At 38.1% G+C, this 25,132-nt stretch carries 23 protein-coding genes, 1 tRNA gene and 4 pseudogenes; 18 read left to right on the top strand and 10 right to left on the bottom strand.

Annotation, left to right across the window (positions count from 1 at the left end):
* Positions 1-114: 114 nt before the first annotated feature.
* Complete coding sequence (locus tag JCM21531_RS13635; protein ID WP_243467696.1) at positions 115-1,500, bottom strand: hypothetical protein; 1,386 nt, start codon at positions 1,498-1,500, stop codon at positions 115-117.
* A complete protein-coding gene (locus JCM21531_RS22400; RefSeq protein ID WP_243467695.1) occupies positions 1,476-1,904 on the bottom strand; it encodes a hypothetical protein in 429 nt (142 codons plus the stop codon). Before JCM21531_RS22400 ends, JCM21531_RS13635 begins: the two co-directional genes overlap by 25 nt.
* Before the next feature lie 521 nt (positions 1,905-2,425).
* Here JCM21531_RS22400 and JCM21531_RS13630 point away from each other — a divergent pair.
* The 5 genes and pseudogenes from JCM21531_RS13630 to JCM21531_RS13610 all read left to right on the top strand — a co-directional run bounded on the left by JCM21531_RS13630 (position 2,426) and on the right by JCM21531_RS13610 (position 5,134).
* A complete protein-coding gene (locus JCM21531_RS13630) occupies positions 2,426-2,905 on the top strand; it encodes a GNAT family N-acetyltransferase (protein ID WP_054847114.1) in 480 nt (159 codons plus the stop codon).
* Positions 2,906-2,926: 21 nt separating this feature from the next.
* Positions 2,927-3,481 carry a GNAT family N-acetyltransferase gene (locus tag JCM21531_RS17905; RefSeq protein WP_054847113.1) on the top strand — a complete coding sequence of 185 codons (555 nt, stop codon included), beginning with the start codon at positions 2,927-2,929 and terminating at the stop codon, positions 3,479-3,481.
* A 121-nt stretch (positions 3,482-3,602) separates the two neighbouring features.
* Positions 3,603-4,079: pseudogene (locus JCM21531_RS25125) on the top strand (GNAT family N-acetyltransferase).
* Positions 4,080-4,142: 63 nt separating this feature from the next.
* Positions 4,143-4,559 (top strand): hypothetical protein, encoded by a 417-nt coding sequence (locus tag JCM21531_RS13615; protein ID WP_054847112.1) that lies wholly within the window; start codon positions 4,143-4,145, stop codon positions 4,557-4,559.
* Between the two features lie 59 nt (positions 4,560-4,618).
* Positions 4,619-5,134: a hypothetical protein gene (locus tag JCM21531_RS13610; RefSeq protein WP_038290713.1), complete on the top strand. Its 516-nt coding sequence runs from the start codon at positions 4,619-4,621 to the stop codon at positions 5,132-5,134.
* Positions 5,135-5,247: 113 nt separating this feature from the next.
* Here the strand turns inward: JCM21531_RS13610 and JCM21531_RS22395 are convergent, their stop codons facing one another.
* Both JCM21531_RS22395 and JCM21531_RS22390 read right to left on the bottom strand, forming a co-directional pair.
* Positions 5,248-5,985 (bottom strand): hypothetical protein, encoded by a 738-nt coding sequence (locus JCM21531_RS22395; protein WP_243467694.1) that lies wholly within the window; start codon positions 5,983-5,985, stop codon positions 5,248-5,250.
* Positions 5,982-6,812 carry a glycosyltransferase family 39 protein gene (locus JCM21531_RS22390; protein WP_243467693.1) on the bottom strand — a complete coding sequence of 277 codons (831 nt, stop codon included), beginning with the start codon at positions 6,810-6,812 and terminating at the stop codon, positions 5,982-5,984. Before JCM21531_RS22390 ends, JCM21531_RS22395 begins: the two co-directional genes overlap by 4 nt.
* Positions 6,813-7,248: 436 nt before the next feature.
* On the opposite strand from JCM21531_RS22390, the pseudogene JCM21531_RS24545 reads away from it, so the two are divergent.
* The 11 genes and pseudogenes from JCM21531_RS24545 to JCM21531_RS13555 all read left to right on the top strand — a co-directional run.
* A pseudogene (locus tag JCM21531_RS24545) lies at positions 7,249-8,330 on the top strand (P-loop NTPase family protein); the annotation flags it as partial.
* A gap of 15 nt (positions 8,331-8,345) precedes the next feature.
* Positions 8,346-9,176: a hypothetical protein gene (locus JCM21531_RS24540; RefSeq protein WP_369347662.1), complete on the top strand. Its 831-nt coding sequence runs from the start codon at positions 8,346-8,348 to the stop codon at positions 9,174-9,176.
* 41 nt (positions 9,177-9,217) lie between these two features.
* The gene (gene yhbH / locus JCM21531_RS13595) at positions 9,218-10,432 is read left to right on the top strand and encodes a sporulation protein YhbH (RefSeq protein ID WP_038290711.1); all 1,215 of its coding nucleotides are present in this window, start codon (positions 9,218-9,220) and stop codon (positions 10,430-10,432) included.
* Positions 10,433-10,455: 23 nt separating this feature from the next.
* The gene (locus JCM21531_RS13590; protein WP_038290709.1) at positions 10,456-11,844 is read left to right on the top strand and encodes a SpoVR family protein; all 1,389 of its coding nucleotides are present in this window, start codon (positions 10,456-10,458) and stop codon (positions 11,842-11,844) included.
* A 153-nt stretch (positions 11,845-11,997) separates the two neighbouring features.
* On the top strand, positions 11,998-13,167 hold the full coding sequence (locus JCM21531_RS13585; protein WP_038290708.1) for an MFS transporter: 1,170 nt from the start codon (positions 11,998-12,000) through the stop codon (positions 13,165-13,167).
* A gap of 142 nt (positions 13,168-13,309) precedes the next feature.
* Positions 13,310-14,135 (top strand): annotated as a pseudogene (locus tag JCM21531_RS13580) (purine-nucleoside phosphorylase).
* 3 nt (positions 14,136-14,138) lie between these two features.
* Positions 14,139-15,383: an adenosylhomocysteinase gene (locus JCM21531_RS13575; protein WP_038290706.1), complete on the top strand. Its 1,245-nt coding sequence runs from the start codon at positions 14,139-14,141 to the stop codon at positions 15,381-15,383.
* A 55-nt stretch (positions 15,384-15,438) separates the two neighbouring features.
* Positions 15,439-16,734, top strand: coding sequence for an amidohydrolase (locus JCM21531_RS13570; protein WP_038290705.1), 1,296 nt, complete (start codon positions 15,439-15,441; stop codon positions 16,732-16,734).
* Between the two features lie 88 nt (positions 16,735-16,822).
* Positions 16,823-16,898 (top strand) — tRNA-Thr (locus JCM21531_RS13565).
* Positions 16,899-17,115: 217 nt separating this feature from the next.
* The gene (locus JCM21531_RS13560; protein WP_038290703.1) at positions 17,116-18,114 is read left to right on the top strand and encodes a BsuPI-related putative proteinase inhibitor; all 999 of its coding nucleotides are present in this window, start codon (positions 17,116-17,118) and stop codon (positions 18,112-18,114) included.
* Between the two features lie 252 nt (positions 18,115-18,366).
* Positions 18,367-18,912, top strand: coding sequence for an HAD-IA family hydrolase (locus tag JCM21531_RS13555; protein ID WP_243467692.1), 546 nt, complete (start codon positions 18,367-18,369; stop codon positions 18,910-18,912).
* 99 nt (positions 18,913-19,011) lie between these two features.
* Here JCM21531_RS13555 and JCM21531_RS13550 read toward each other — a convergent pair.
* A pseudogene (locus tag JCM21531_RS13550) lies at positions 19,012-20,242 on the bottom strand (MFS transporter).
* Between the two features lie 217 nt (positions 20,243-20,459).
* Here JCM21531_RS13550 and JCM21531_RS23970 point away from each other — a divergent pair.
* Together JCM21531_RS23970 and JCM21531_RS23965 are read left to right on the top strand one after the other, a co-directional pair.
* Complete coding sequence (locus JCM21531_RS23970; protein WP_038290701.1) at positions 20,460-20,942, top strand: serine hydrolase domain-containing protein; 483 nt, start codon at positions 20,460-20,462, stop codon at positions 20,940-20,942.
* Between the two features lie 23 nt (positions 20,943-20,965).
* On the top strand, positions 20,966-21,601 hold the full coding sequence (locus JCM21531_RS23965) for a serine hydrolase domain-containing protein (protein WP_038290700.1): 636 nt from the start codon (positions 20,966-20,968) through the stop codon (positions 21,599-21,601).
* On the opposite strand, the gene JCM21531_RS13535 is transcribed toward JCM21531_RS23965, so the two are convergent.
* The 5 genes from JCM21531_RS13535 to JCM21531_RS13520 all read right to left on the bottom strand — a co-directional run bounded on the left by JCM21531_RS13535 (position 21,598) and on the right by JCM21531_RS13520 (position 24,864).
* On the bottom strand, positions 21,598-22,113 hold the full coding sequence (locus JCM21531_RS13535) for a hypothetical protein (RefSeq protein WP_243467691.1): 516 nt from the start codon (positions 22,111-22,113) through the stop codon (positions 21,598-21,600). The genes JCM21531_RS23965 and JCM21531_RS13535 overlap by 4 nt on opposite strands.
* Before the next feature lie 158 nt (positions 22,114-22,271).
* The gene (locus JCM21531_RS13530; RefSeq protein WP_038290699.1) at positions 22,272-23,240 is read right to left on the bottom strand and encodes an ABC transporter ATP-binding protein; all 969 of its coding nucleotides are present in this window, start codon (positions 23,238-23,240) and stop codon (positions 22,272-22,274) included.
* A 4-nt stretch (positions 23,241-23,244) separates the two neighbouring features.
* Positions 23,245-23,457, bottom strand: a complete 213-nt coding sequence (locus JCM21531_RS23960) for an ABC-2 family transporter protein (RefSeq protein ID WP_279379070.1) — start codon at positions 23,455-23,457, stop codon at positions 23,245-23,247.
* A gap of 28 nt (positions 23,458-23,485) precedes the next feature.
* Complete coding sequence (locus JCM21531_RS23955; RefSeq protein WP_279379069.1) at positions 23,486-24,025, bottom strand: ABC-2 family transporter protein; 540 nt, start codon at positions 24,023-24,025, stop codon at positions 23,486-23,488.
* A complete protein-coding gene (locus JCM21531_RS13520) occupies positions 24,022-24,864 on the bottom strand; it encodes an ABC transporter permease (RefSeq protein ID WP_038290698.1) in 843 nt (280 codons plus the stop codon). The genes JCM21531_RS23955 and JCM21531_RS13520 overlap by 4 nt, the downstream gene beginning before the upstream one ends.
* Between the last annotated feature and the right edge of the window lie 268 nt (positions 24,865-25,132).

Below are 25,132 nucleotides of genomic sequence, written 5' to 3'. Positions count from 1 at the left end.
TATGGATACGGACACAAAGATAGTAGTAATAATCCATAATGATTTCTCCTTTCACATTAAACATAGTTACCTGCTATACATAATATTCAAAAAAGGAGAATTATGTTACTTTAGTTACTGCGGAGCTTTAACCAGACGTATTGTATATCTTGTTGTGAGGTCAGGAGAACAATTGATTTCAAAGAGCTCTGGGGCTTTGTAATCCCTAGGAAGTTTGTCCGGAGAAAATTTTATATTGTATACACCTGAAGGGAGCTTAAATACAGCAATACCTTCTTCGTTGGTGACGGAGAAAAACCTGTCGGGATTACGGGATACTTCTGTGTTTTTTAGAGGTGTAGCCCCTGATACATTCGCAGAAGGAGTGGGCTCGTCAGTGTGCGCGGGATTTTGCACGCTGTCAACGTAAAGTTCAATACCTTTTACGGGAAGGTTGTTTTCATCCAGTACTTCAATTTCGGCAATTCCGTTGTTTTGGGTTAATGCCCTGTTTTTATCGAGATTAACTGTAAGCATGGTTGTTCCCACTGATTTTAATTCGTAGAAAAATGGAGAAGGCAGAATGTAATCAGTGCTTCCGCTCATTGGAGAAAATACCAGGTGGAAAGTTCCCTTTCCCAGTGTAAATTTGACAGTGCCATTTTCATCGGTTATGCCTGCAATATTATGGTATTTTTCAGGGTTGTCAGTTTTGCCGTTTATGCTTATTTGAATACCCGAAACCGGAGAATCGTCTTCTGCGTCAATAAGTTTAATCTGAAGGGTGTAAATTGTATCGTCTTTTGCAGATATTATTTCTGTATAGGAATTTGAATTTGTCAGCTTTGATATTAAATTTGAAAAATTATTCGATTCAAACTCTTTCTTAAAGGAGTACAGTTCAAAACAAAGAAATGAAAGGGAAAAAAGCAATAGTACCGTTATTGCAGTGTATCCCAATATTTTTTTGTATTTAGTTGAAAGATTTAATTTAAATATATTTACAGAGCTAAATTTATCCGCAGTGCCGTTAAATGACAAAACCAAAAAGGACAATACCGTCATGAGGATGCCTGAAGCCATACAAAACACAAGTAGAGGGACGAGGCAGTCCTGAACGTAGGATAGAAGTACTTCGGATTTAAGCGGAATGGTCATGGAAAGCATATATACATTCCCGGGAAGTATTTTGTAGGAATATACCAGACAGAATATGGCTGTTATAATATTTAAAATACTGCAAGTCATTAATAACCCAAATAACCATCTAAGTATTTCTTTGATGTTTCTCTGAAATAACAGTGCTATTAGAAACAACAGTGCCAGAAGCAATACGCAAAATACCGGTGCAAAATCTATGATGAAATAAATCAGCTTGATAAGAAGCAGCATATTTAAAATATCACTGCGATTTATTGACAAAAGTATTGCATTGAGATTGACCCGCTTTATTTTGCTTAAGACATACTCGGAATTTGAAGTATCGGGGATGCTGTCTAATGAATCTTCTGTTGTCTCCATTGGGTTTTGTGGAGACGCTGAATCGGCGTCAATAATGATATCGGGCAAAAGCTTTTTTCCCCGCTAAAGTATTTGAACAGGCCGTCAACTATCGTATTAAGGTTTATTTTTACCATTTGGGGCGAAATGGAGTCTTGGAGCATGACAAATATTTCCTTTTGCTGGTCGCTAAGCTGTGGCGACTGACTGCTTAAATTTATAAATATGCCGTGTATTAGATTATTAATTTCACTTTCAACTTCATTATAGATATTATTTTTTTCGAACAATTTCTTATGAAAATCGGAGGTCATAACGGAGGAACCAAGGTTTATCGACATCAGCCAGAGAAACAGTATGATTCCTGCAAGAGAGGATGTTATAAATAATACAATGTTTTTTGAGTATTTATATAAGCTGTTCATGACATCCTCCTTATAATGAATTATAATGCTTGCACCAATATAATTATTATCCGTACAATATTATATCATTAATGCAGCCAGAATTGATTCGGGAAAATATGGCTGTTTAGTTGTTGTTTATACTTCAGCTGCTTGTATATAATGGTAATGATTTGTATAATAAATTTATAGAACGATATTTGAAATAATGGTTCGCTATATGTTAGCCCGAATATAAAGCTAATAAGAAACTTCTATATAAAATTTTCTAGAGAAGTTTTTTGCAGTAGAGAATTAATTGTAAATAGATGGCGGGAGGACTATATGAAAGCATCTGAATTAAAAGAATACGTAATTGGTCTATTTGATGAAGACAAGATATTTCACATTATGATGCATGGGATTTTATATATGGAATGAAAGATTATTGTATTGACAATCTCAAAAAATACAATATATCGCATTTTTATATTCATATGCCATTGGATGATGCGGACTTTAATAAAAGGGGGGCACAAAATGTCTATAATAGAAACCGATAGATTAATGAATATCTTTCTAAAGAACAAGTAGTAAGATATGAGCCATACGGTGTTTTTACAGAAGAAGATTGTAAAAATGAAGCCGTTAAACGTTCATCAAATAAAGCCTTTTGGGCTGTATGCTTAAAAGCCAATAATAAATTGATAGGCAATGTTTATTTTAATCAACAGGAGCCAAAGGAATTTTTAAACTGGGAGATTGGATACGTTTTTAATCCTCAGTATTATGGTAACGGATATGCAACGGAAAGCTGCCGGGCAGTTATCGATTATGGATTCAAAAAGTTGAAGGCACGTAGAATAGTTGCTATGTGCAATCCGGAAAATATAGCATCATGGAAGCTGTTGGAACGCTTAAATATGAGGAGAGAGGGACATTTACTTAAGAATATATTTTTTAAGCGGGATGAGAAGGGAGAATGCATTTGGGTTGATACATATGAATATGCAATCTTAATAGATGAATGGTATGGTTTATAGGAATTAAAAGGAGAAAGAAATATGAAAGAAAACTATCCGTTTCGATTTGACGAAGCAACCGGTACTGCTTATGCATGGTTTATAAGAATGGAATATAGAGGAGGACAAGTTACTTCAGATTTAGAGCCAAAGCTGACTTTGTTTGAAGACAAATATTACGATGCATATCAAAGGGTGGGTAATGATACTTTTGCTGATTTACTTCGCAAAATGCGAAGCAACATACGCCAGTTTTTTCCGCCGGATGAAGTGAAAAAGCGCGAAACGTATCTTTGGTTCGAAAACGACGAGCTTGTCGGAAGTATCAGCATTAATCATAACGAAGAGGAAAACTGTTATGAAATTGAGAGATTGATGGTAGCTTTGCAGCATCAGGGTAAAGGTTATGGAAAAGAGTTATTGAATTTTGCTGTAGCAAAACTTCAGCAAACTCACCGTACGCAGATATTTTTGACGGTTGCAGCCTGCAACGAAAAAGCGGTTAGAATGTATGAAAAGTTTGGATTTGCTCCTGTTAGCGAGATAATGGAGGAATGGGAAGTTGAGGAAAATTATGAGGAGTATTTATTTCCATGAAGATGATAAATGATCAAGAGGATTCGCGGTTCAAAGATGTGCTTTGATGCAATGTAACCAAATAATAGGAAGAATTTTGCGATGCATTACAGGAAATATAAAAATAAGTGGGGGTTACAGCATGTTTCTCATAAAGCAAATAGATGACGATTATAGAAAAGAGGTTGTGAAACTGGCAATTGAAAACTGGAGTAGTTCAATTATTGTATCAAAAGGAAAGGTGCATTCATTTGAAGATTTACCGGGTTTCATTGCTTTGGAAAACTGTAGAATAATCGGTATAATAACATATTCCATAACGGATGATAGCTGTGAAATTGCTTCTCTTGATAGTCTGGTTGAAAATAGAGGAGTTTGAACACAGTTAATCAACCATGTAATAGAAAAGGCAAAAGAGTGCAAATGCAAAAGAGTCTGGTTGATAACTACGAACGATAATACCCGTGCGATTCGGTATTACCAGAAAAGAGGGTTCAATCTTTGCAATATATATTTAAACTCAGTAAATGAGGCTCGAAAAATCAAACCGCAAATACCTTTGCATGGTTATGACAATATTCCCATATTGCACGAAATTGAGTTTGAAATGTTATTGTGATTATAATAAAGGGATTGTTCAGGAAACTTATTTTAAAAATTTTGAGTTTGGGAGGTTTGATACATGAGTATTTTTAACGCATCTGATGGCGGGATTTTAAATGACTATATGCTTTTTTTCGATTGGCTTGACAGAATATTGAGCCAAGAGCTTCCAAAAGGGATTAAAGCTTTTAATTTTAATTTATATGAAGGGGCAGAAGGAACATATGATATTCAGCTAATAGGTTCGGATGAATTTGATGAAGATGATAGTGATTGGGCTTGCACAGATTTTTTTACCACAGGTGAAGATATATGCTTTATTAAAAGATCAAAAAATATTGAGTATTGGGAAGATGGTTTGAAATATATTACAGAAATTGTAATGCGATATCTTGATGAAGGTATCTATGTACACATCCTGAAGGGAGCAGATGCAGTTGGGATTGGATTTGTAGACGGCGATATAGATATTATATATTGCTCAAAGACTGTATAAGAATATTGAGGTTTGAGGAGGATTGAGTTGTATTAACGATACGGAAGGAGAACATCAATATGATAACAAGAAAACCGACCTTAGATATGCTTGAAGAATGGAAATCTATTTGGAAGCAGTATAAAGATATACTAAAACCGAATAGAAAATCGGGAAAGGAATTGATTGAGTATCTGCAAAATAAATATATCTTGACTGAGATAGATGAAAAAAGAGCTGCTGATATAATCATTTATAATGTTACTATGAATGAAGTTTATGCAGAAAAACTTCCCGCCGGTAAAACCCCAATTCCGAGAGCTTTTTACCTTGAGAACGCAGGCAATGGCGAAATTTTTTATAGGGACGAAAATAAAGACCCTAATAGTATTTGGAGTGGGGATATTACTAGGATTTTTGTCGGTATTGACGAAGTGACAGGTTTTTTTACCGTAGAAGGAAGTACGATGCTTTGGGACGAAATATGTGCTTTTCAAGGACTTGACGAAAAAGACCTCCAAAATTTTGCTTGTGTTGCACAATATATTAATGCGCTAAAAAGGTTTGATTTATTGAAGGATATATTACCCGACTAAAATGAGAATAACCCAATGATAAAAGTATAAAGCCGCCACTTTTTGTGATTTTTACAGTTCATGGCGGCAATTGTGAACTATCAAGTGTGAATTATCTTTAGACTTTCATGAGTTTAATTTTTTACTGCATCTCCGGCTTGAACCGTTCTAATAAGAACAGCGTAAAAAGAATGCGGATAAAGATGGAAACGATGTATACTGCCTTTTCCCTTCAAGACACCTTCCGTGAACAAGGAAGATGTGAATGAGGTGGTTTCAGCACCTTCACGGTTTACAAGCCATATGTTTTCCTTGCCTTTTATAAACTCTTTAACATCCGAACCGTAGTATCCATTAGTTGAAAAAGCTTCATATCCGCTATATCCTTCGAAACCGTCAGGCAAGTATAGATAATGCTTGTTGTCGGGGTAATAGTAACAAAATGTTCCGAAGGTATGTTCGTCGGTATGAATAAAAACATCTTCAGAAGTTACACTTTCGTTAACAAAATCGCACACTTCTTTCATTGGACCGTTAAATCTTTCTGTAACGATTATTTGGTTTTGTGAAATTGAAACAAACAGTAGTGCCAAGCAAGCAAATATTGAAGCCCCTTTGCTATTTAACATGGATATTCCGTATACAAAGGATAGAATAAACACTCCTGTTACCGGGAATATATATCTTTCTACCAAAAGAGGTCTGATTATATAGGATAGAACAATTGCACTTATCAGGGTTAATGAATATACTAATAATGCCAATAAAGACATTAACCCTTCCTTTTTGCGCTTTATGATAGACAATACCAATCCCCATAGTATGAGCACCGCTGCAACAAAGAGAAATATCTCGGCAGTTCTAAATTTCAAAAACTTGGCCTGAACGGATACGCCAAGGTCTGCCAGAGAACATCTTCTGTGATAGGGGGTATCCAGAAGGATTTAGAAACCCTTTTTGCCTGATTGAACAATATAAAAATCCATGGTAAATAGCATAATACCACTGCGCCTGCAGTAATTAGATAGCTTGTCAAATTCTTTTTATCTTTTTTTATTATAAATCCTAAAAGCACCCAAGCAAAAAGAAGTACATTTAAAATAGTAACGGCGAGCAGTGCATAATAATGGGTAAAAGCGGATGCCAGTGTAGTAAGTCCAAACTTAATCCAATCGGATGTTTTGCCCTGTTGTATTGCAAGATAGCCATACAAAGCACTGGCTGTAACAAAGAAAGCTGCCCATGTATACATTCTGGTTTCTTGCCCTATTGATACGCTTATGGGTGCTGCAATTACGCAGAATGTGTATATCATGCCTGTAAATTTGCCGAAAACACGCCTTACCGGTCCTGTACCAAGGGCTGCCAATGCCAATACTCCCAGTACCGATAAAAGTCTTAATGCCGTTTCTGAGCGTCCAAATACGGCGCTAAAAATCTTGAGCATTATAAAATATAAAGGCGGGTGACTGTCAGCTGCAGTGATTCTGATAATATCAGGGATTGAATGATTGATAATGGCAGCAGAATAAGACTCATCATACCACAAAGTTTCATGACCGATTCCTATTGTAAGACACCAAAATCCTGCCAGTAACATGACGGTCCAGAGGATAATTGATTTGTAATCAATTTTGGAAATCTTAGAATTCATGGGAAGTATCATCTCCTTTATGTGGGAATCTACATAAGCCAGCATTTTGTAAATCCCTGTAAATTTTAACCTTCATTAAATTTATTATACCATAAAAATGTAAAACATGATAAAGATAATTTTCCATGCTTTCCATACAAAAAATATGGCTATTAACATGCGTGTATGTTATAATAAAAATAAGCAATTCTATATAATACTCAATAATACTCAGCTTTTTTACATTTAGAACGACAGATTTTTGAGCCATCGTTTTTTGTAAATCAGTTCTGAAAGACAGTATTTTATAATTAATTCAGTAATATATATGAAAATATGAAACTAATACAAGGGTCAACCATATAAAATAATATCTTAGATTCCACTTATTTTTTATTTGGAATTTGGTGATGGCATCAATCTTATAAAGGGTTGAAGAAGCTTTGGTCATGAAAATGGTAGCATTTTTAACGAATATTCCAGGAAAGAGGGGGAATAAAATATGGAAAAACGAGATTTCTCAAGCATTATACGCAAGGATAGGGAAGAACACAAGAGCAAAAAATTTGAAGGAACTTTCCTTGAGTACCTCGACATTGTGAAAGAAAACCCAGAGATTACGATGCTTGCTCACCAAAGGATGTATCAGCTCATCACAGAGCCGGGTGTAACTGTAATTCGGACCGATGAAAATCCCAGACTTCGAAGGATTTATGGAAATGATGTTATAAAAAATATAAATTTTTTGATGATGAGTTTTTCGGAATCGATAAAACAATCATGAAAATCGTGAGATATTTCCATTCGGCTGCTATGGCGGGAGAAGAAGCAAGACAGGTGCTTTACTTGGTGGGACCGGTCGGTGCAGGTAAGTCATCATTGATGGAAGCTTTGAAACGTGCACTGGAAATGAGTCCGCCAATTTATGCATTGAAAGGATGCCCTATGAGGGAAGAACCTTTGCATCTTGTACCTAAGCATTTGAGAAAGGAATTTGAAGAAATATTGAATGTAAGGATAGAAGGGGATCTGTGCCCTGTTTGCCGTTATAGACTTAAAAATGAGTTTAACGGAGAATATGAAAAGTTTCCTGTTGAGACAGTGGATTTTTCCATTAGGTCAAGAAAGGGTATCGGCGTAGTACCGCCTGTTGATCCGAACAATCAGGATACGTCAGTTCTCATAGGCAGCGTCGACATATCCAAGATAGACATGTATCCTGAGGATGACCCTAGAGTCCTTTCGTTAAACGGTGCATTCAATGTTGGAAACCGCGGTATTGTTGAGTTTATAGAAGTGTTTAAAAATGAGACAGAGTACCTGCATACAATGATTACGGCAACCCAGGAAAAGTCGATTCCGTCTCCCGGAAAAGGTTCAATGATATATTTTGACGGTATAATTCTGGCCCACTCCAATGAGGCGGAATGGAACAAGTTTAAATCGGACCACACAAATGAAGCAATACTTGACAGAATTGTAAAAATTGAAGTTCCGTATTGTTTGGAACTTAACGAAGAAATAAAGATATATGAAAAAATACTAAAGAAGAGTAAGTTTGATGCCCACATAGCACCTCACACCATTGAGATTGCTTCAATGTTTGCAATACTGACAAGACTTGCGCCGTCAAACAAGGTGGACCCAATAACCAAGCTTAAGATATACAACGGCGAAGAAGTAATTGAAAAGGGTATGACCAGAAAAGTGGATATTTTCGAACTCAAGGAAGAGGCACCTAGAGAAGGAATGACCGGTATTTCCACCAGGTTTATCATGAAGGTGCTGGACACAACTCTGTCGGAATCGGATCATAACTGCATTAACCCAATATCAGTTATGGAGACACTGGTTAAATCGGTAAAGGAGCTGGCAATCAGTGATGAAGAAAGGGAAAGATATCTGAGGTTTGTGCAGGACAGTATAAGAAAAGAGTACAACAAGATTTTGGAAAAGGAAATTACAAAGGCATTTATTCACGGTTATAGAGAACAGGCAGAAAGCCTCTTTAACAACTATCTTGACCATGCCGAGGCCTTTGTAAACAAAACAAAGATAAAGGACAGGAACACAGGAGAAGAGCTTGAGCCGGACGAAAAGTTCCTAAGATCCATAGAGGAGCAAATAGGAATTACCGATACTGCTGCAAAGGGATTTAGAGCCGATGTTACGGCATATATGTTCTATGTTTTGAGAAATGGCGGCAAGCTTGACTTTAACAGTTACGAGCCATTAAAGGAAGCTATCGAAAAGAAACTTACAGCATCGGTCAAGGAGCTTAGCAGAGTTATTACACAGGCAAAGGTAAGGGACAAAGAGCAGAGCGAAAAGTACGATACAATGGTTGAAGAGATGAAAAAGAACGGATATTGCGACCATTGCTGCAATGTTATATTGAAGTATGCAGCAAACAACTTGTGGAAGGATTAAACCCCTTAATCCTGCAAAAATCAAACCGGGGGGTGAGTGTTGTGGCAATTTTCAGGGAATACATGAGCAGCGGCAAAGACAGAGCTGCTGAAGACAGGCGGCGCCACAGGGAATTGGTTGAAGAATCTATAAAAAAGAATATAGGCAATATCATTGCAGAGGAAAGTATCATAGGACAGAGCAAGGACAAAAAAATAAAAATACCTATAAGAGGTATTAAGGAATATCAGTTTATATACGGAAAAAACGGTCCTTCGGTTGGTTCTGGGGATGGGACGGAGAAGCGCGGAGAAAAAATCGGTGAGGAGAAGGCAGGCAAAAAAGGGCAGGGAGCAGGGCAGGCCGGAAATCAGGAAGGGGAAGAAATTTACGAGACAGAGATTACAATTGAAGAACTCATCAATTATCTTTTTGACGATTTGAACCTTCCGGATATAGATAAAAAGAGGATTGCAGAACAGGAATCCATCAGAAGCTATAAAAACCTCGGTTATCAGCGAAAAGGGATACCTCCGAGACTTGCAAAGAAGCGTTCCGTTATTGAAAAAATAAAAAGAAAGCAAGCGTATCTAAGAAATAGCAGAGATTTGAACGATTCGGAAGAAATGGACGAAGAAGATGTTAATGTGCCGGAGACATCAGAGAACATCGGAAAGAGGTTTCCTTTCAGCGAGGATGATTTGAGGTACAGAAGGGTTAGAGAAGACCGCAAAAAGGACTTTAATGCGGTGGTTATCTGTATCATGGACGTTTCCGGTTCTATGGATCAGACAAAGAAATATCTGGCTCGAAGTTTTTACTTCCTGCTGTACCAGTTTATAAAATTAAAATATGCCAACGTTGATGTTGTTTTTATAGCTCACACTACCACTGCGAAAGAAGTCAGTGAAAATGAATTTTTTCATAGGGGTGAATCGGGAGGGACGTATATCAGCAGCGGCTATGAAAAGGCTCTTGAAATAATAGAGCAAAGATATAATCCCAACAGTTGGAATATATATGCATTTCACTGCAGTGACGGCGATAACTGGTCTGAGGACAATAAAAAGGCTGTAGAACTCGGACTTAAGCTTTGCGATGTTTGCAATCTGTTCGGATACGGTGAAATAGTGCCGGGATACTATTCTTCCGGAAGTACTATAAAAAATGAGTTTCAGAGAAGTATCAAAAGAGAGAATTTTTCCGTTATCACAATGACCAATAAGGATGATGTGCTTCCGGGATTAAAGAAGCTCCTTGAAAAAGAAGGGGAGTAACGGACATAAATGGGGGTGAAGAGATGACTGAATACAGTATGCAGGAACTTATGGAATGGAATGAGAAAATAGAAGAAATTGCCCGTGCCGAAGGCCTTGACTATTATGAGCAAGAATTTGAAATATGCAGCTACGAGGATATGATTGCTTATGAAACCTATGTAGGTATGCCTTCGCACTACCCTCATTGGAGCTATGGAAAAAGCTATGAGAGAACCAAAACCCTTCACAAGTACAATTTGACCGGATTGCCTTATGAGATGGTCATAAACTCGGACCCGTGCATAGCCTATCTTATGAAAGACAATACTCTGCTTTTGCAGATACTAACGATAGCACATGTTTACGGTCATAATGACTTTTTTAAGAACAACCGGCTTTTTAGACTTGGCACCAGGGCCAAAGACACGGTAGAGATGTTTAAAAACCATGCCAATAGGATCAGGGAATATATTCAAGACCCGGGAATAGGTTATGCAAAAGTTGAAAAGATACTTAATGCCGCCCATGCCATTAAGTATCAGGTATCCCGTAATATCGGCGTAAAAGTGCTATCCCAGGAAGAGAAAAGGAAGAAGTTGCTGGAAAGGTACAGAAGGCCTAAAAGTGAGTACCCTCTTTTAGAACCCAAGTCGAAAGATGAGGAATTGCCTCCGGATTTTAAGAAAATTCCTGTTGAACCCGAAGAGGATATGCTTTTGTTCTTTATGAATTACAGCAAGCTTACTGAGTGGGAGCGCGATATTTTAAGCATAGTCAGAGATGAAACGCTGTATTTTCTTCCACAGATTGAGACCAAGATAATGAATGAAGGATGGGCAAGCTTCTGGCATTATAATATTTTAAACAAGCTAAATCTTGAGCAAGGGCTTCATTTTGAGTTTTTAAAAAGGCACAATCAGGTTATAAGACCCCTCTTAGGACAGTTGAATCCGTATTACATCGGATTTAAGATATTTGAAGACTTGAGTAAAAAGTATGAAGACAACCCGAAGAAAATATTTGAAGTAAGAGAAGTTGAAAGGGATCAATCTTTTATAAGAAAATATCTTACCCGGGAACTTTGTGAGGAAATGAATCTTTTTGAATATACCAAGATTGGCAGTAGCTACATCATAACGGAAGTATCGGATGAAGAAGGTTGGAAAGGTATAAGGGATACCATAGCAAACAGCGTGGGCCTTTCCAGCATACCTGTTATTAAAGTGTCTGAATGGGTGCAAAAGGATAATACATTGTTTTTGGAACATGAATACGATGGAAGGGAAATTGAATTAAGCTATGCTTATGAGACCATGAAGCATATTGTTGACCTTTGGGACGGAAAGGTTATGCTCAGTACAACTATTGACAATAAAAGAAAGCTTATTGTATGTGACGAACAGAAGAAAGTTGCTTTAATGGACGGGTAAATCGATTTAAACAGTTCTTTCCGACTATAAATTTAAGTCCGAAAGAACTGTTTTTTTTGGCGTTTTTTATCTGCATTTTTATTCTGGACATGGATTTGATGTAGGTATAAAATATTCTAATGTAGGCTTTTAAAAAAATAATTAAGGGGCAGGATGACTTTGGATAATGTTAGACATTCTGGGAGGTACCCATACTCTTTTATTCTATTTTATTCCTTGCTTTATATGGGTCTTGCTGTATTTGGGGTATTTATGCCTGTGTATCTGGAAGGCCTCGGCTATGACAATACAGACATAGGAACATTTCTTTCGATAAGCTCATTTGTAGGACTGTTTGCACAACCTATTTGGGGTGTCATAAGTGACCGGGCAAAAGCCAAGAATAATGTACTTAAAACCTTATTGCTGTTTAGCAGCTTTGCTATTCTGCTGTTTCGCCTTTCGGGAAATTATTATTATATCTTTGCGGTATTCGTTGTCTATGCCTTTTTTCAAACACCCATTACTCCAATAGGTGATGCGATAACATTGGAATACATTACTACCACTAAGTGGAAGTATGGTCCGATAAGGCTTGCCGGTGCATTGGGATATGCGGTTATGGCATTTGTTGGAGGGGCATTGACAAGAAAAAATATCAATGGGATTTTCATTATATGTTTTGTTATAGGTATTATGTCATTGCTGACGGCATTTAGGATGCCAACGGTAAAGGGACATCAATCAAACGGAAACAAGCTTTCCATCCTTGAGGTTTTTAAGAATAGGGAGCTTGTGCTGCTTTTGGGATTTACAGTTGTAGTTCATACTACCATGGGTTTTTATAATACTTTTTTTCCGATTTACTATAAAAACATGGGAGCCGATAATACTATTCTCGGATTGGCAGTATTTATCGGTTCAGCAAGCGAGATAATCTTTCTTCTCTTCGGGGACAAAATAATAAAACGGTTGGGGATTAAACTTACGCTGTTCGGTGCCGCATTTATAGCGGTAATAAGATGGGCAGGTCTGGGGATGATTGACAATATCTATTTAGTACTTGTACTTCAAATTCTTCACGGTTTTATGTTCATTGTTTTGGCCTATTCCATGGCAACCTATATTAATAATGAAGTACCCCCTGAGTTAAAGGCTTCGGGACAGACGGTAAACTCCGTTATAGGTCTGGGGATTTCCAGAATAATTGGAAGTACAGGCGGCGGTGCCGTAAGCGACTTAATTGGAATCAGGCAGGTATTCTTTTTGAATTCGGTTGTTGTTCTTGTTTCAATAATTGTTTTTGCTTCAATATTTTTTATAAGGTCAAAAAACAAAAACTAAAGTAAGCTTGTCTTTTACTGTCAAACTATGATACTATATCTTAGTGTAAGGTTAAATTTATGGTAATTAATAAAACAATAAATTTGGAAGAAAAATAAATATCATGCAATTATTCAAAACTATATCCTCAAGGAGGTTGAAAATGGACAATATATATGAAAAGGTGCGGGAAACGGCCTCATTTATCAAAGGGATAATAAAGGAAACGCCGCATATTGCCATTGTTCTCGGTTCGGGTTTGGGTCCTTTGGCAGACGAGATTGAAAACAGTATTGAGATTGATTATAAGGATGTACCCAACTTCCCGCTGACTACCGTTGAAGGACATGCCGGCAAATTTGTATACGGACATTTGGGAAACCGGCGCGTAATTGCCATGAAAGGGCGTTTTCATCACTATGAAGGATACGATGTCTCACAGATTGTTTTTCCCGTCAGAGTATTTAAAATGTTGGGAATAGACAATCTTATCGTCACAAATGCTTCCGGTGGAATAAATAAAAATTTCAAGCCGGGAGATCTGATGATTATTAAGGATCACATAAGTTTTTGCACCATCTCCTTTAAGAGGCAAAAATATAAATGAGTTTGGATTGAGATTTCCGGACATGTGCAAGGCATACAGCCCGAAGCTTATTGAAATGTGCAAAAAGGTTGCTTCGGATTTAGGAGTGGATGTAAAAGAGGGAATTTATGCTTTTGCCCAAGGACCCATGTATGAGACGCCTGCCGAGATAAGGGCTCTTGGTATATTGAGGGCTGATGCTGTCGGTATGTCTACGGTTCCCGAGGTTATTGCCGCAAGACATGCGAATATGAATGTATTGGGAATTTCATGCATTACCAATATGGCAGCAGGTATTTTAGACCAGCCGTTAACTCATGAAGAGGTTATGAAAACAGCAAAAGAAGCAGAAAATAAATTTACCTTATTGGTAAAAAAAGTAATATCCGTCTGGGAGGTATAAAGTATGAAAAGTGTTATTCGTGATATCAGCCTTGCAAAATCCGGCAAGCAGAAAATCAATTGGGTAAGGAAAAACATGCCGCTTTTAAGAAGCCTTGAGGAAGAGTTTTCAAAGACAAAGCCCTTTGACGGGATAAGGATAACGGTATCCGTCCATCTTGAGGCAAAAACTGCATATCTTGCGAAGCTCCTTGCCATAGGCGGTGGAGAAGTTTCAGTTACGGGAAGCAACCCATTGTCGACTCAGGATGATGTCGCTGCTGCTCTCGTAGAAGACGGACTTGATGTTTATGCATGGTATAATGCCACAGAAAAGGAGTTTAAGGAGCACTTGAACCTTGCATTGGGATGCAAGCCAAATATCATTATTGATGACGGAGGAGACCTTGTTCATCTGTTGCATACCGAAAGGACCGAGCTTCTGCCTCACGTGATGGGTGGATGCGAGGAGACGACTACAGGAGTTATAAGGCTTAAAGCGATGGAGAAAGAAGGGGTGTTAAAATTCCCCATGGTGGCAGTAAATAATGCCTACTGCAAATATTTGTTTGACAATAGATACGGTACGGGTCAGTCGGTGTGGGACGGTATAAACAGAACCACCAATCTCATCGTGGCCGGAAAAAATGTTGTTGTAGTAGGTTACGGATGGTGCGGCAAGGGTATTGCCTTGAGAGCTAAAGGACTTGGTGCCAGTGTTATTGTGTGTGAAGTTGACCCAATAAAAGCGGCTGAGGCTGTTATGGACGGATTTAAGGTTATGACTATGGAGGACGCAGCAAAGATTGGTGACTTGTTTATTACTGTAACCGGTTGCACCAGAGTGATACATCGCGACCATTTCAAGTTGATGAAGGACGGAGCTATATTGTGTAATGCCGGACATTTCGACGTGGAAGTAAGTGTGAAGGAACTGGAAGAAATGGCTGTCCGCAAGGAAGAACAGCGCAAAAACATTATGGGATACATGCTGGAGGATGGCAGGTGGATAAATATCCTTGCAGAAGGAAGGCTTGTAAACCTTGCTGCCGGCGACGGACATCCTGCGGAAATTATGGATATGAGCTTTGCTCTTCAGGCGCTTAGTGCAGAGTATGTGCTTAAGAACTATTCAAATCTCGGAAAAAAGGTTTTGGACGTGCCCGAGGAAATCGACAGAAGAGTTGCATTAATGAAGCTTAAATCCTGGGGAGTAACAATAGATGAGCTTACCGAGGAACAGAAAAAGTATCTCGACAGTTGGTGCTAGATAAATTGCAAATATGAGTTGCAATCGTATTTGTATGTAAAGGAGACTTGTATAAGTGAACATCTTGATTAAAAATGCCGGTGTTATTACCTGCAATGCCTCAAATGACGTATTGCATAATGCTTTTTTGGGCATAAAGGATGGTTATATTGATTTTATAGATACCGGGGAAGAGGCTTTGAGGGACTTTAGGGCAGACAGAGTCATAGACGCAAAAGGAAAATTGGTTATGCCGGGCTTTGTAAATGCCCATACCCACAGCGGAATGACAATACTTAGGAATTTTGCAAATGACCTTGCTCTGGAGGACTGGCTTTTCGGCAATGTGCTTCCTGTCGAAGAAAAGCTCACCCCGGAAGATATATATTGGGGTACGCTATTGGGAATAACTGAGATGATAAAGTCCGGTACCACCACATTTGCCGACATGTATCTTCACATGGAAGAGGTGGCAAAGGCTGTTTCGGAGACCGGTATAAGAGCGAATCTTTGCAGAAGTCCCCTTAAAGACAGCAATAAAAGTGCGGAAGATGCCGTTCGGTGTTTTGAGTATTTTAAAAAGTGGAACAACAGCTTTAACGGAAGAATAAAAGTCTATGTAGAAGTCCATTCGGTTTACCTTTTTGACGAGCCGTCACTTAAGATGTCGGCACAAGTTGCAAAACAGATCAATACAGGCATTCATATACATGTGCAGGAAACTCTAAAAGAGTGTGAAGACAGCATCAAAAAGTATGGTATGAGTCCTGCGGAAATTTGCTGTGAGACAGGGATTTTTGATGTTCCTGTAATTGCGGCACATTGCGTGCATTTATCCGACAGGGATATGGAAATAATCAAGGAAAAGGGCGTAAATGTAATTCACAATCCCACCAGCAATTTAAAGCTTGGCAGCGGAATAGCGAAAGTGGATGAAATGCTTAAAAACGGTATCAATGTGGCTTTAGGAACCGATGGCGCCGCAAGCAACAACAACCTTAACATGATTGAGGAAATGCATTTGGCTGCGCTGATACACAAAGGGGTTCATATGGATCCTACATTGGTTGATGCTTCCACTGCGTTAAAGATGGCAACTGTAAACGGAGCAAAGGCCCTTGGATTTGAAGGTGAGATTGGAGAAGTTTCAAAGGGTATGAAGGCGGATCTCATCCTTATAGATATGGATAAAGCCCATTTGTGTCCCGTAAATGATCCGGTTGCAGCTACGGTATATTCTGCACAAGGTTCAGACGTTGACACGGTAATAATTGACGGCAATATCGTTATGGAAAATAGAGAGCTTAAGACCATCGATGAGGAAAAGGTAAAGTTCAATGTAAAGGAAATAGCCAAAAAAGTCATGAAATAAAGTGAAAAAATAGAAAGTATTGGTCTTGACAAAATGATTTTTTGGAATTAATATTTTTATGTAAGTTAAATAATGTATAAATGCTGATGCCACCATGGCTCAGTTGGTAGAGCAGCGCATTCGTAATGCGCCGGTCGGCGGTTCGAGTCCGCCTGGTGGCTCCAGCCATTCGAACATAAGACGCTTGAATTTGTTCAGGCGTTTTTATTTGGCCTCTTGGAATGAAATGAAAGAGGCAAAAGCGAAGGGACTCGATGTCCCGAGCTTTTATTGGCCTCTTGGAATGAAATGGCTTCTATCTTTCATGGTAGTTTAAAGGGAACATAATAATAGTTATTGGCGTCTATAATAAAAAACAACAAAAATAGTGGAGGTTTTATTATGAAAAGAAAAGTTATTCAAACTTTTATTTTGCCGATAGCTTTAGCTTCAGTTTTTACTACTGCATCATTTGCCCAGACGATAGAGATAATGCCTGTATCGGCAACAGATGTGGAAGTGGTTCCGATAAGCTATCAGATGAAGCATTGGTCTGAGGTCTTTATAGACCAATTATCAAAAAACTACGATGTAAAAGATGTATTTGGCGGCAAGGATTTAAACTCTGCCATTGAAGCAACGGATTTTCAGAACTTAGCAAAACTTGTGTTGGATAAAGATTACAGCGGTACACCGGGTTCGGTGACAAGAGAATCCATTGTCCATGAATTGATGCAGATGTGGGCGGACAAAACAGGAAAGGAACTTGATAAAATTGCGGTAATTAAAATGTTAATCTATGATGATCTGGGTCAAGTAGATTCGAAATATTACCAATCTGTTATGGTGGCATATATGAAAGATATAGCCAAAGGAAAAGGCGGAGGTATTTTTGATCCAAAGGCAGGAGTTACATATGGTGAATTGGCTGCTCTGGTATTTAATACAGCTCAGTCTATAGAAAAAGAGAAGGAGGCTGATGTTCAGCCTATAGCAGAGGAGAGATTTGAGACCAGAGGAAATTATGAAATAAAAGACGGCAAGGTTGTATTTGATTTTGAGCTGGTGAACCTTTATAAAGAGGCAAAAGAGCTGATGTTTGGTTCCGGACAGCAGTTTGAAGTAGTCATAACCGATGAGAAAGGCAAGGAAGTATATAGGTATTCTGACGACAAATTCTTTACACTGGCTCTGATAATGAAAACAATTAACCCGGGTGAAGCTATAAAATGGCAGGATGAATGGGATATGACGGACAAAGAGGGAAATAAGCTGACATCTGGTAAATATAAGGCAAAGATTGAAATTATGGTTGTGCAGGAAGATGAAAAAGAAAAGATTGACGAAAGCCAGCTGACAACGGTAATAGAGTTTGAATTGGGCACTGGTGAAAAGAATTAAAATATATAAGAATAAAAAATTTTTAGCCTGGCCGGTATGCAATATCTGCCGGGCTTCTTTTGTGTTTTGCGAAATATTCAATGTTAAATTCTGCTATTATTTTTACAAAGAATAGTATATAATAATGGGATGTAGTTTATTTAGCATTAATGAACTTTAAGCTGAGGACAAAAGTACTTAGAGGCTGGAGAAAAACATTAAATTAGCCGTTAGTATATCAGCGCGATTAGACATGAAAGGTAGTGGAAGGATATGGTGAACACACTAATATTTGATTTTGACGGAACGATAGTTGATTCAATAGGCATAGGGCTTGAAATATATAATGAAATAGCTGAGGAGTGCAATCTCAAAAAGTTAAATCCCTCCGATTTAATAGAGCTCGGCAAACGTCCTATTGTGGAAAAGTGCAATGTACTTGGCATATCTTTAACGCAAATACCTTTTTTGGCACATAAGGTAAATGAGAAATTTAAAGAAAATATATCGAAGATTAAAGTATTTGATAGAATGAAAGAGGTATTATACACTCTTGAAAAAGAAAAATATAGTTTACATATTATATCATCGAATACTGAAAGTACGATAAAAGCGGTATTACAAAGAAATGACTTGGATATATTCAAAGGTATTTACTCTTCAAAAAATATTTTTGGGAAACATCACATTATAAATACCTTTATCAAAAAAAATGGCCTTGATAAAAGCAATATAGTATATATAGGCGATGAGCTGAGAGATGTTGAAGCATGTAAGAAAGCAAAGGTGAAGATAATTTCCGTTACATGGGGGGGGTGAGTCGGCCGAACTCCTGTCAACCGGCAATCCTGATTTTTTAGCTAGAGAACCTGAAGAGATTATAAAAATAATTAAAACTTTAAATGCCGAATAGCTTTACTAAGAGGATTGCTCAGGGATAGATGATGGTTTTGTTGCTTCTTTTAGGGCTTTGCTTCCATACATTAGAATGCTCTGGAGGACCATTAGGACACCTGTGCCGATAAGCAGGAATTCTATTTTAATTCTATCCGCCAATGGACCGAAGACAAGCATTGCCATTGGCATCATAATGCTAGATATCATGGAAAGGACTCCAAATACCCTTCCTAAATAATCCTCTTCTACTTTCTCTTGCAATAAAACTGTGGACGTGGTATTGAAAAAAGGCACGGCAACTCCCGTTAACAGCATGAAAAATAGGTAAATCCACAGTACAGGGATAATTCCCAAAGCAAAGGTTGAGCATCCCAGCACAAGACTTGATAGCGACATTGTCAGAAGTTTGTTTTTAAATCCTCCCCAAGGTGCAATAGCGATACCACCCAGCATCATGCCAACAGAAAAGGTGATTTCGACTGCAGCCAAATGTAAAACATCATCGCCGAAACTGCGAGTTACCTGAAGGGGTGTCAAAAAGGCAGCCGGTGAAATCAATATAAAGAAGAATGTGCTATATGAAAAGAATGCCTTAAGAAAGCTGTGATTCTTTATATAGGCAAGACCTTTTTTCATATCACTCCAATAACTTACTTCCTGTTTGCTTGAAGCCTTTGCATGTGCCGGAACGTGTAAAAACAACATAAGTATCATAACTGCTATGCCGCGGTAAAAACATCAATAAGAAATATTGCTTCAATTGAAGCGTAAGACATGATGGCAGCACTAATCATAGGGGATATCAGCATAACCAGGGATTGAATACTGCTATTTGCTGCATTTACACTGGTAAGATTATCCTTGGATACAAGCTGTGGTATAAATGCATTTATGGCCGGTGTCTGAATTCCCGAACCAAAAGCCCGTATGGCAGACATCACAAAAAGAAGCCACATGGAGTCGTAGCCCATAAAAAACAATACGGACAAAACCAATGTTGAGATTGCAATCAGTGAATCCGAAAGGATGATGAGCATTTTTCTGTTGTAGCGATCGGCCCATACCCCGGCAAAGGGCGAAAGAAAAAAGGTGGGCACAAAACCGCATATAATTGATATAGTCATCATTACACCGGATTGGCTTTTTAATGTAATATACCATGTTATTGCATATTGCACCAGCGCAGTGCCGAAAAGTGATATGGTTTGGCTGGCCAAAAAAGTACTATATTTTTATTCCATTTATTGTTCATGCTTATACTTGCTCCTAAACTAAAAATATATTAAATATTAAGTTCGCGGTTATCCTATATTACTATAATGTGAACAACCGTGTCAAGGATTGTGTTGTTTTATGCCGCTTTATTTATTTTTGGTGTATTCAAAGCATATTAAACCATGGTAAAATGAAGAAAAGAGTATTAAGAACGTAGATAAACGGATGATAAGCAAAATTTGGAGGCTAAATTTATGGGTAAGGAGAAAAGCTTAAAGATACATCGAAAGGATACAGGCATTAAACCTGAAAGTGTAGGTTATTTGTCTGAGACAATTGAAACCATTGACAAGCATTTATCGAGCCTTATAGAAAGAAAAAGACTTCAGGCTGCAGCTTACATAATTTCAAAAGATAACAAGATAATTGCACATAATTCGATGGGAAAGCTGCTTTATAATGATGCCAAAAAAGATTTTCAACCGGATTCCATAAGGATGATAGCGTCTATAACAAAGGTGTTTGTAGCGATTTCGATACTTCAACTGGTGGAGCAAGGAAAGATTCGCCTTGACCAGCCGGTAGCGGAAATAATCGAAGAGTTTAAAACTCCCGTGCATGAAAAGATCAGTATATTTCACCTTTTGACTCATACATCGGGCTTAAGACCGGACCCCGGGGTGTTCTTCGAACCATATCCCTGGATTGGCGATGGCTTGATACTAAAAATTGGATAAGAGATTCCTTAAGGGATTTTCTATTGCTTGAACCGGGCAAAGAGTGGAGATATTCATCTACAGGTTTTACCATATTGTCGGAAATAATAACAAGGGTGTCGGGAGTATTTGCCGAAAAGTACATAATAGACAATATAGCAAAGCCTTTAGGGATGGATAACACTTTTTTTGACGTTCCTGAAGAGCTCACCCACAGGATTTGCTTTACAAGTGAATGGGATAAAAAATGGTTTGGAAGAGGTAAAAAAAGGCCTGATTGGGCTCCTCCAAGAGGCTCGGGCGGTTTGTATTCCACCCTTGAAGATTTGCAGAAACTTGGGCAGATGCTGATTAATAAGGGCACCTTAAACGGTGTGAGGATTCTCTCCAGAAAAGCTGTAGAGAGTATGACCAGAAACCATACCAAAGGCGTTCTCAACTACTGCTGGGATGCAGGAGGAATTGAAATGGAATATGGCCTTGGTTTGAATGTTTATTCAAACAATACCTTCCTTTCACCGGGTTCTTTTTCCCATGAAGGAGCGGGCCTTAGCGGTTTATACATGGATCCGGCGGAAAACATGGTGTTTGCATATATCTGTCCTTTGAATAAGGATGTAGATTGGGAGCCTGAAGCAGTTATCAACCTTCGCAATATTGTGTGGTCAGGAATTATTTAGGGATGAAAAGAGAGGCTAAAAATTCCAAAGCATAAATAATTAGTAGTAAAGGCTATCGGAAGTTTTCCGGTAACCTTTGAATTATTATAAAATATAGAATTTGACATTATTCGGTTCCATAGGTTGACAGCTGGGGCCGGTAATAAGGCTGTATTTAAAGTATTTCCGGCAGAGAGAAATACAGGAATATCGGCCGGCTCAAATAAACCTTTGATTGTAAAGGAGTAAAGACCGTTTATATTTTGGTTGTTAAGATCTTTCCACATTATAGTATTGGTCATGCCGGGAAAGCATGTCGGGCAGACTCCAAATTCAACAGTTCCGGCACCGGTTGATGATATGATATGATGCTTAGGGTCAGTGCAGAGAACCAAAATCCAGAGGTTTATTTGGGGAATAGGTTCTCCGATTTTTCTTATGCGGTAGACCCAAGTCTGAGTATTATCGCCGGGATTTTCCACTTGGCCTGAAAAACTAATATTGTAATTAGCCATGGTAACACTGTCGGGCATTAGAATCACCTCTTGCTTTCAAACTGCCTTGAAGCTTTGGAAAAAGTCTGATTTTAAGGCAGTTGTTTACTACGGATATCGATGGGTTTACATAATATTTTATGTTGACAAGAGGCTTTGCGTTACATTTATATGCTAAAAAATGTTTTAGAAAGATATTATGAATACAGGTCTTTTATCACGTCTTCAATAGGAAGCGACTGAACCGACAAGTCATTTATTATGCTGCTTTTGTTTATATAATCAATAAATTTGTTAAGTTCCAGTTTACCGACATCAAGTTCAAGCTCGGCATTGTATTCGGATATTTTGCTTTTCACCAGTACTCCGGGCATTTCCAATGAAGGCAAGGGGTTGTGGGTGGATACTGATACTACCTTTTTCTCGCCGAGATGACTTTTTAAGGCATCGATGGAGTTGTCAAACACCGTTTGTCCGTGATTGATAACTATAACTCTTTTTGCTAGGCGCTCCACATCATCAAGGTCGTGGGTGGTAAGAATGAATGTTACCCCCTGTTTGTTCATTTCAAGAATGAATTCCCGGATTTTATCCTTTGCAATGACATCAAGTCCTATTGTCGGTTCATCAAGAAACACAATTTCAGGATTGTGAAGCATTGCCATAATAAATTCGCATTTCATTCTTTCGCCAAGGGAAAGAAGCCTTGTAGGCTTTCTTATTAGATCTCCCACATCGAGGAGCTCCACCATATAGTCCATAGTTTTTTTGAAGCTTTTATCGGGAATGGAATATATGGCTTTATTCAGATAAAAGGCATCAACAGGGGGGATGTCCCACAGAAGCTGTGATTTTTGCCCGAATACGGCACCAATATGAGCCACATACTTTTTCCTGTTCTTCCAAGGAGTATAGCCCATGATATCAACCTTTCCGCCGGTAGGAAAGAGTATTCCGGTCAATACCTTCAATGTTGTTGATTTACCTGCACCGTTAGGCCCAAGAAAGCCCAACAGTTCCCCCTTTTCTATGTTAAAGGAGATACCTTTTAATGCTTCCACGTATTTCGGCTTACGGACAAAGAGACTGTAAACAGCTTCTCTGAAAGTATTTCCCCGTTCGTAAGTTTTATATATTTTAGTAAGGTTTTCCACTCTTATAATCATAATATCAACCACCAGAACTAGTATATTTTCTAATCATAGTATTCCAAAACAGCAAGCTTGCAAATAAAAACACGAAACTCATGATCACTGCATAAAAAGTATTTTCATCCGGTTTTCCCAGCAAGGCCGATGCGGGGATAAATCCAAGCATGGCTACGGGAATAGCTGAAGTAATAAATGTTTGAAGCGCTTTTGAAAAAATTGAAGAAGGGTACATACCGAAATTGGCTATAGAGGAGAAAATATCATATACCTGTAGTTGCTATCCATACAATTGATAAACCTGCGAGTATAAGCGCAAAGCCAAACATTACGACCAGTGATACAACAAATAAAGCAACAAAGTTAAACCATTCGTATAGGTCCGGACGGGGCAAATGGTACAGAGCAAAGCCCGACAAAGCCACGCCTCCTATGAGCTTTCCCAAATCCTCCGAATCAAAGCCTGTTACAATAACCATCTGAAGTATTGATCTGGGCTTAATGAGGAGAAGGTCAAACGTTCCGTCATGAACTCTTTCTAATGTATTCCATACCATGCCGAAGAAAAAAGGAAAAGAAACACCCTTTGACAAAAGGAATATTCCCTGAATAAGCAATACTTCATACATGCTCCAACCGGGAAGAGAGGTTTCATTGCTATATATCAAATATGTCAAAAGGGGGCCAAAGAACTCTGATATGAGCATGATGAAGGCGCTGATAAAGAAATCGGCACGATATGCCATCCTAACTGCCAAGCTGGTTTTTATTCCCTGTAAATGTATCCGTATAGCCGATATCATGCACCCACCCCCGTAAATCTCTTAATGCCAAGACTCCATAAAAGCTTATATATCAAAAACATAATTATTACAGCCACTGCCTGCATTCCAACAACATAGGGAATAGGCAGACTTATTCCTGCCAGCTCGTATGAACCGATAAAAACCCTTGTTGGAACATATGTGATGAACTGAAACGGAAGAAAAAACAATATCTTTTGTATAAAGCCGGGAAATAGCGTGAGGGGAACCAGAACGCCGGCACAAAGGTCCCTCAATATAATAAAAGCCCTTCTTAGCCCTTCTGTTTTTGTGAGCCAGAACCCGGTTATACCTATGCAATAATTCATTAAAAACATTAATATAAAGCCTAAAGTAGCAGAAATTAATGCCCATATCAGGTTCGCGGGTACCAGGTTTATCTTAAATACGAGTAGGAATAAAAGATAAACCGGAATAAACTCAACCCATAATGCCAAAAGCCTATGGCCTATTTTTTGACAGAAAGCATAATAGCAATGGGAAACGGGACGAAGCATAAAAGTAATGAATTTTCCCGTCCGTATCAGCATTTGAAGATTCCAGTCTGCAGAATCAAAAGTTAAATAGTTTATAACCGTAACAACTCCATAGTATGTAAGCATTTGATTTAAGGTAAGACCTGAAACCGAATCATTGATAGAATAAACGGCATTCCAGATAAATACCTGGACAAGGAAGAACACAGGTCCGACAAAAATAGAGACGGCCATGTGGCTTCTATATGCTGCCCACTCTTTGTATGTAGCCAGTACAGTAGCTTTTAAAATATCAATATGTTTTTGAATAGTATTTTTGGGTTTATGCTTGTAAGTGTTCATAGAAAGCACCTTATAATTTAGAATATAAAAATTATATTAATTTTGAAAGTTTATGTCAATATTGCAACTAACATAGGTTACGGCTGACTTATAATACGTCCATAGAAAAGATTACGACGTTTTTCAAGAAATGTATCGAATATAGTTTTTATAGCCATAAATCGTTACATAAGTTGACAAAAGATATAACAAATAATATTATTTTGATGAAGTGTTATTTGGCATATGATAAATTTGGTATCGATATTAGAAAATGGTGAACAGTTAG

Source organism: Acetivibrio straminisolvens JCM 21531 (genome assembly GCF_000521465.1).
In the GTDB taxonomy this organism is placed as follows: Bacteria; Bacillota; Clostridia; order Acetivibrionales; family Acetivibrionaceae; genus Hungateiclostridium; species Hungateiclostridium straminisolvens.
Note: the sequence above shows the minus strand (reverse complement) of the source record. Positions and strands in the feature narration are given on the sequence as shown.

Bases quoted from the DNA above. Each gene is read 5' to 3' on its own strand.
- JCM21531_RS13520 (WP_038290698.1), bottom strand. From the start codon at position 24,864: ATGAACACTTACAAGCATAAACCCAAAAATACTATTCAAAAACATATT.
- JCM21531_RS13635 (WP_243467696.1), bottom strand. From the start codon at position 1,500: ATGGAGACAACAGAAGATTCATTAGACAGCATCCCCGATACTTCAAAT.
- JCM21531_RS13560 (WP_038290703.1), top strand. From the start codon at position 17,116: ATGAAAAGAAAAGTTATTCAAACTTTTATTTTGCCGATAGCTTTAGCT.
- JCM21531_RS13610 (WP_038290713.1), top strand. From the start codon at position 4,619: ATGATAACAAGAAAACCGACCTTAGATATGCTTGAAGAATGGAAATCT.
- JCM21531_RS13585 (WP_038290708.1), top strand. From the start codon at position 11,998: ATGACTTTGGATAATGTTAGACATTCTGGGAGGTACCCATACTCTTTT.
- JCM21531_RS13555 (WP_243467692.1), top strand. From the start codon at position 18,367: ATGGTGAACACACTAATATTTGATTTTGACGGAACGATAGTTGATTCA.
- JCM21531_RS23960 (WP_279379070.1), bottom strand. From the start codon at position 23,457: ATGTACCCTTCTTCAATTTTTTCAAAAGCGCTTCAAACATTTATTACT.
- JCM21531_RS22400 (WP_243467695.1), bottom strand. From the start codon at position 1,904: ATGAACAGCTTATATAAATACTCAAAAAACATTGTATTATTTATAACA.
- JCM21531_RS13530 (WP_038290699.1), bottom strand. From the start codon at position 23,240: ATGATTATAAGAGTGGAAAACCTTACTAAAATATATAAAACTTACGAA.
- JCM21531_RS13535 (WP_243467691.1), bottom strand. From the start codon at position 22,113: ATGCCCGACAGTGTTACCATGGCTAATTACAATATTAGTTTTTCAGGC.
- JCM21531_RS13590 (WP_038290709.1), top strand. From the start codon at position 10,456: ATGACTGAATACAGTATGCAGGAACTTATGGAATGGAATGAGAAAATA.
- JCM21531_RS22390 (WP_243467693.1), bottom strand. From the start codon at position 6,812: ATGCTGGCTTATGTAGATTCCCACATAAAGGAGATGATACTTCCCATG.
- JCM21531_RS24540 (WP_369347662.1), top strand. From the start codon at position 8,346: ATGTTTGCAATACTGACAAGACTTGCGCCGTCAAACAAGGTGGACCCA.
- JCM21531_RS23970 (WP_038290701.1), top strand. From the start codon at position 20,460: ATGGGTAAGGAGAAAAGCTTAAAGATACATCGAAAGGATACAGGCATT.
- JCM21531_RS13615 (WP_054847112.1), top strand. From the start codon at position 4,143: ATGAGTATTTTTAACGCATCTGATGGCGGGATTTTAAATGACTATATG.
- JCM21531_RS13575 (WP_038290706.1), top strand. From the start codon at position 14,139: ATGAAAAGTGTTATTCGTGATATCAGCCTTGCAAAATCCGGCAAGCAG.
- JCM21531_RS17905 (WP_054847113.1), top strand. From the start codon at position 2,927: ATGAAAGAAAACTATCCGTTTCGATTTGACGAAGCAACCGGTACTGCT.
- JCM21531_RS23955 (WP_279379069.1), bottom strand. From the start codon at position 24,025: ATGATATCGGCTATACGGATACATTTACAGGGAATAAAAACCAGCTTG.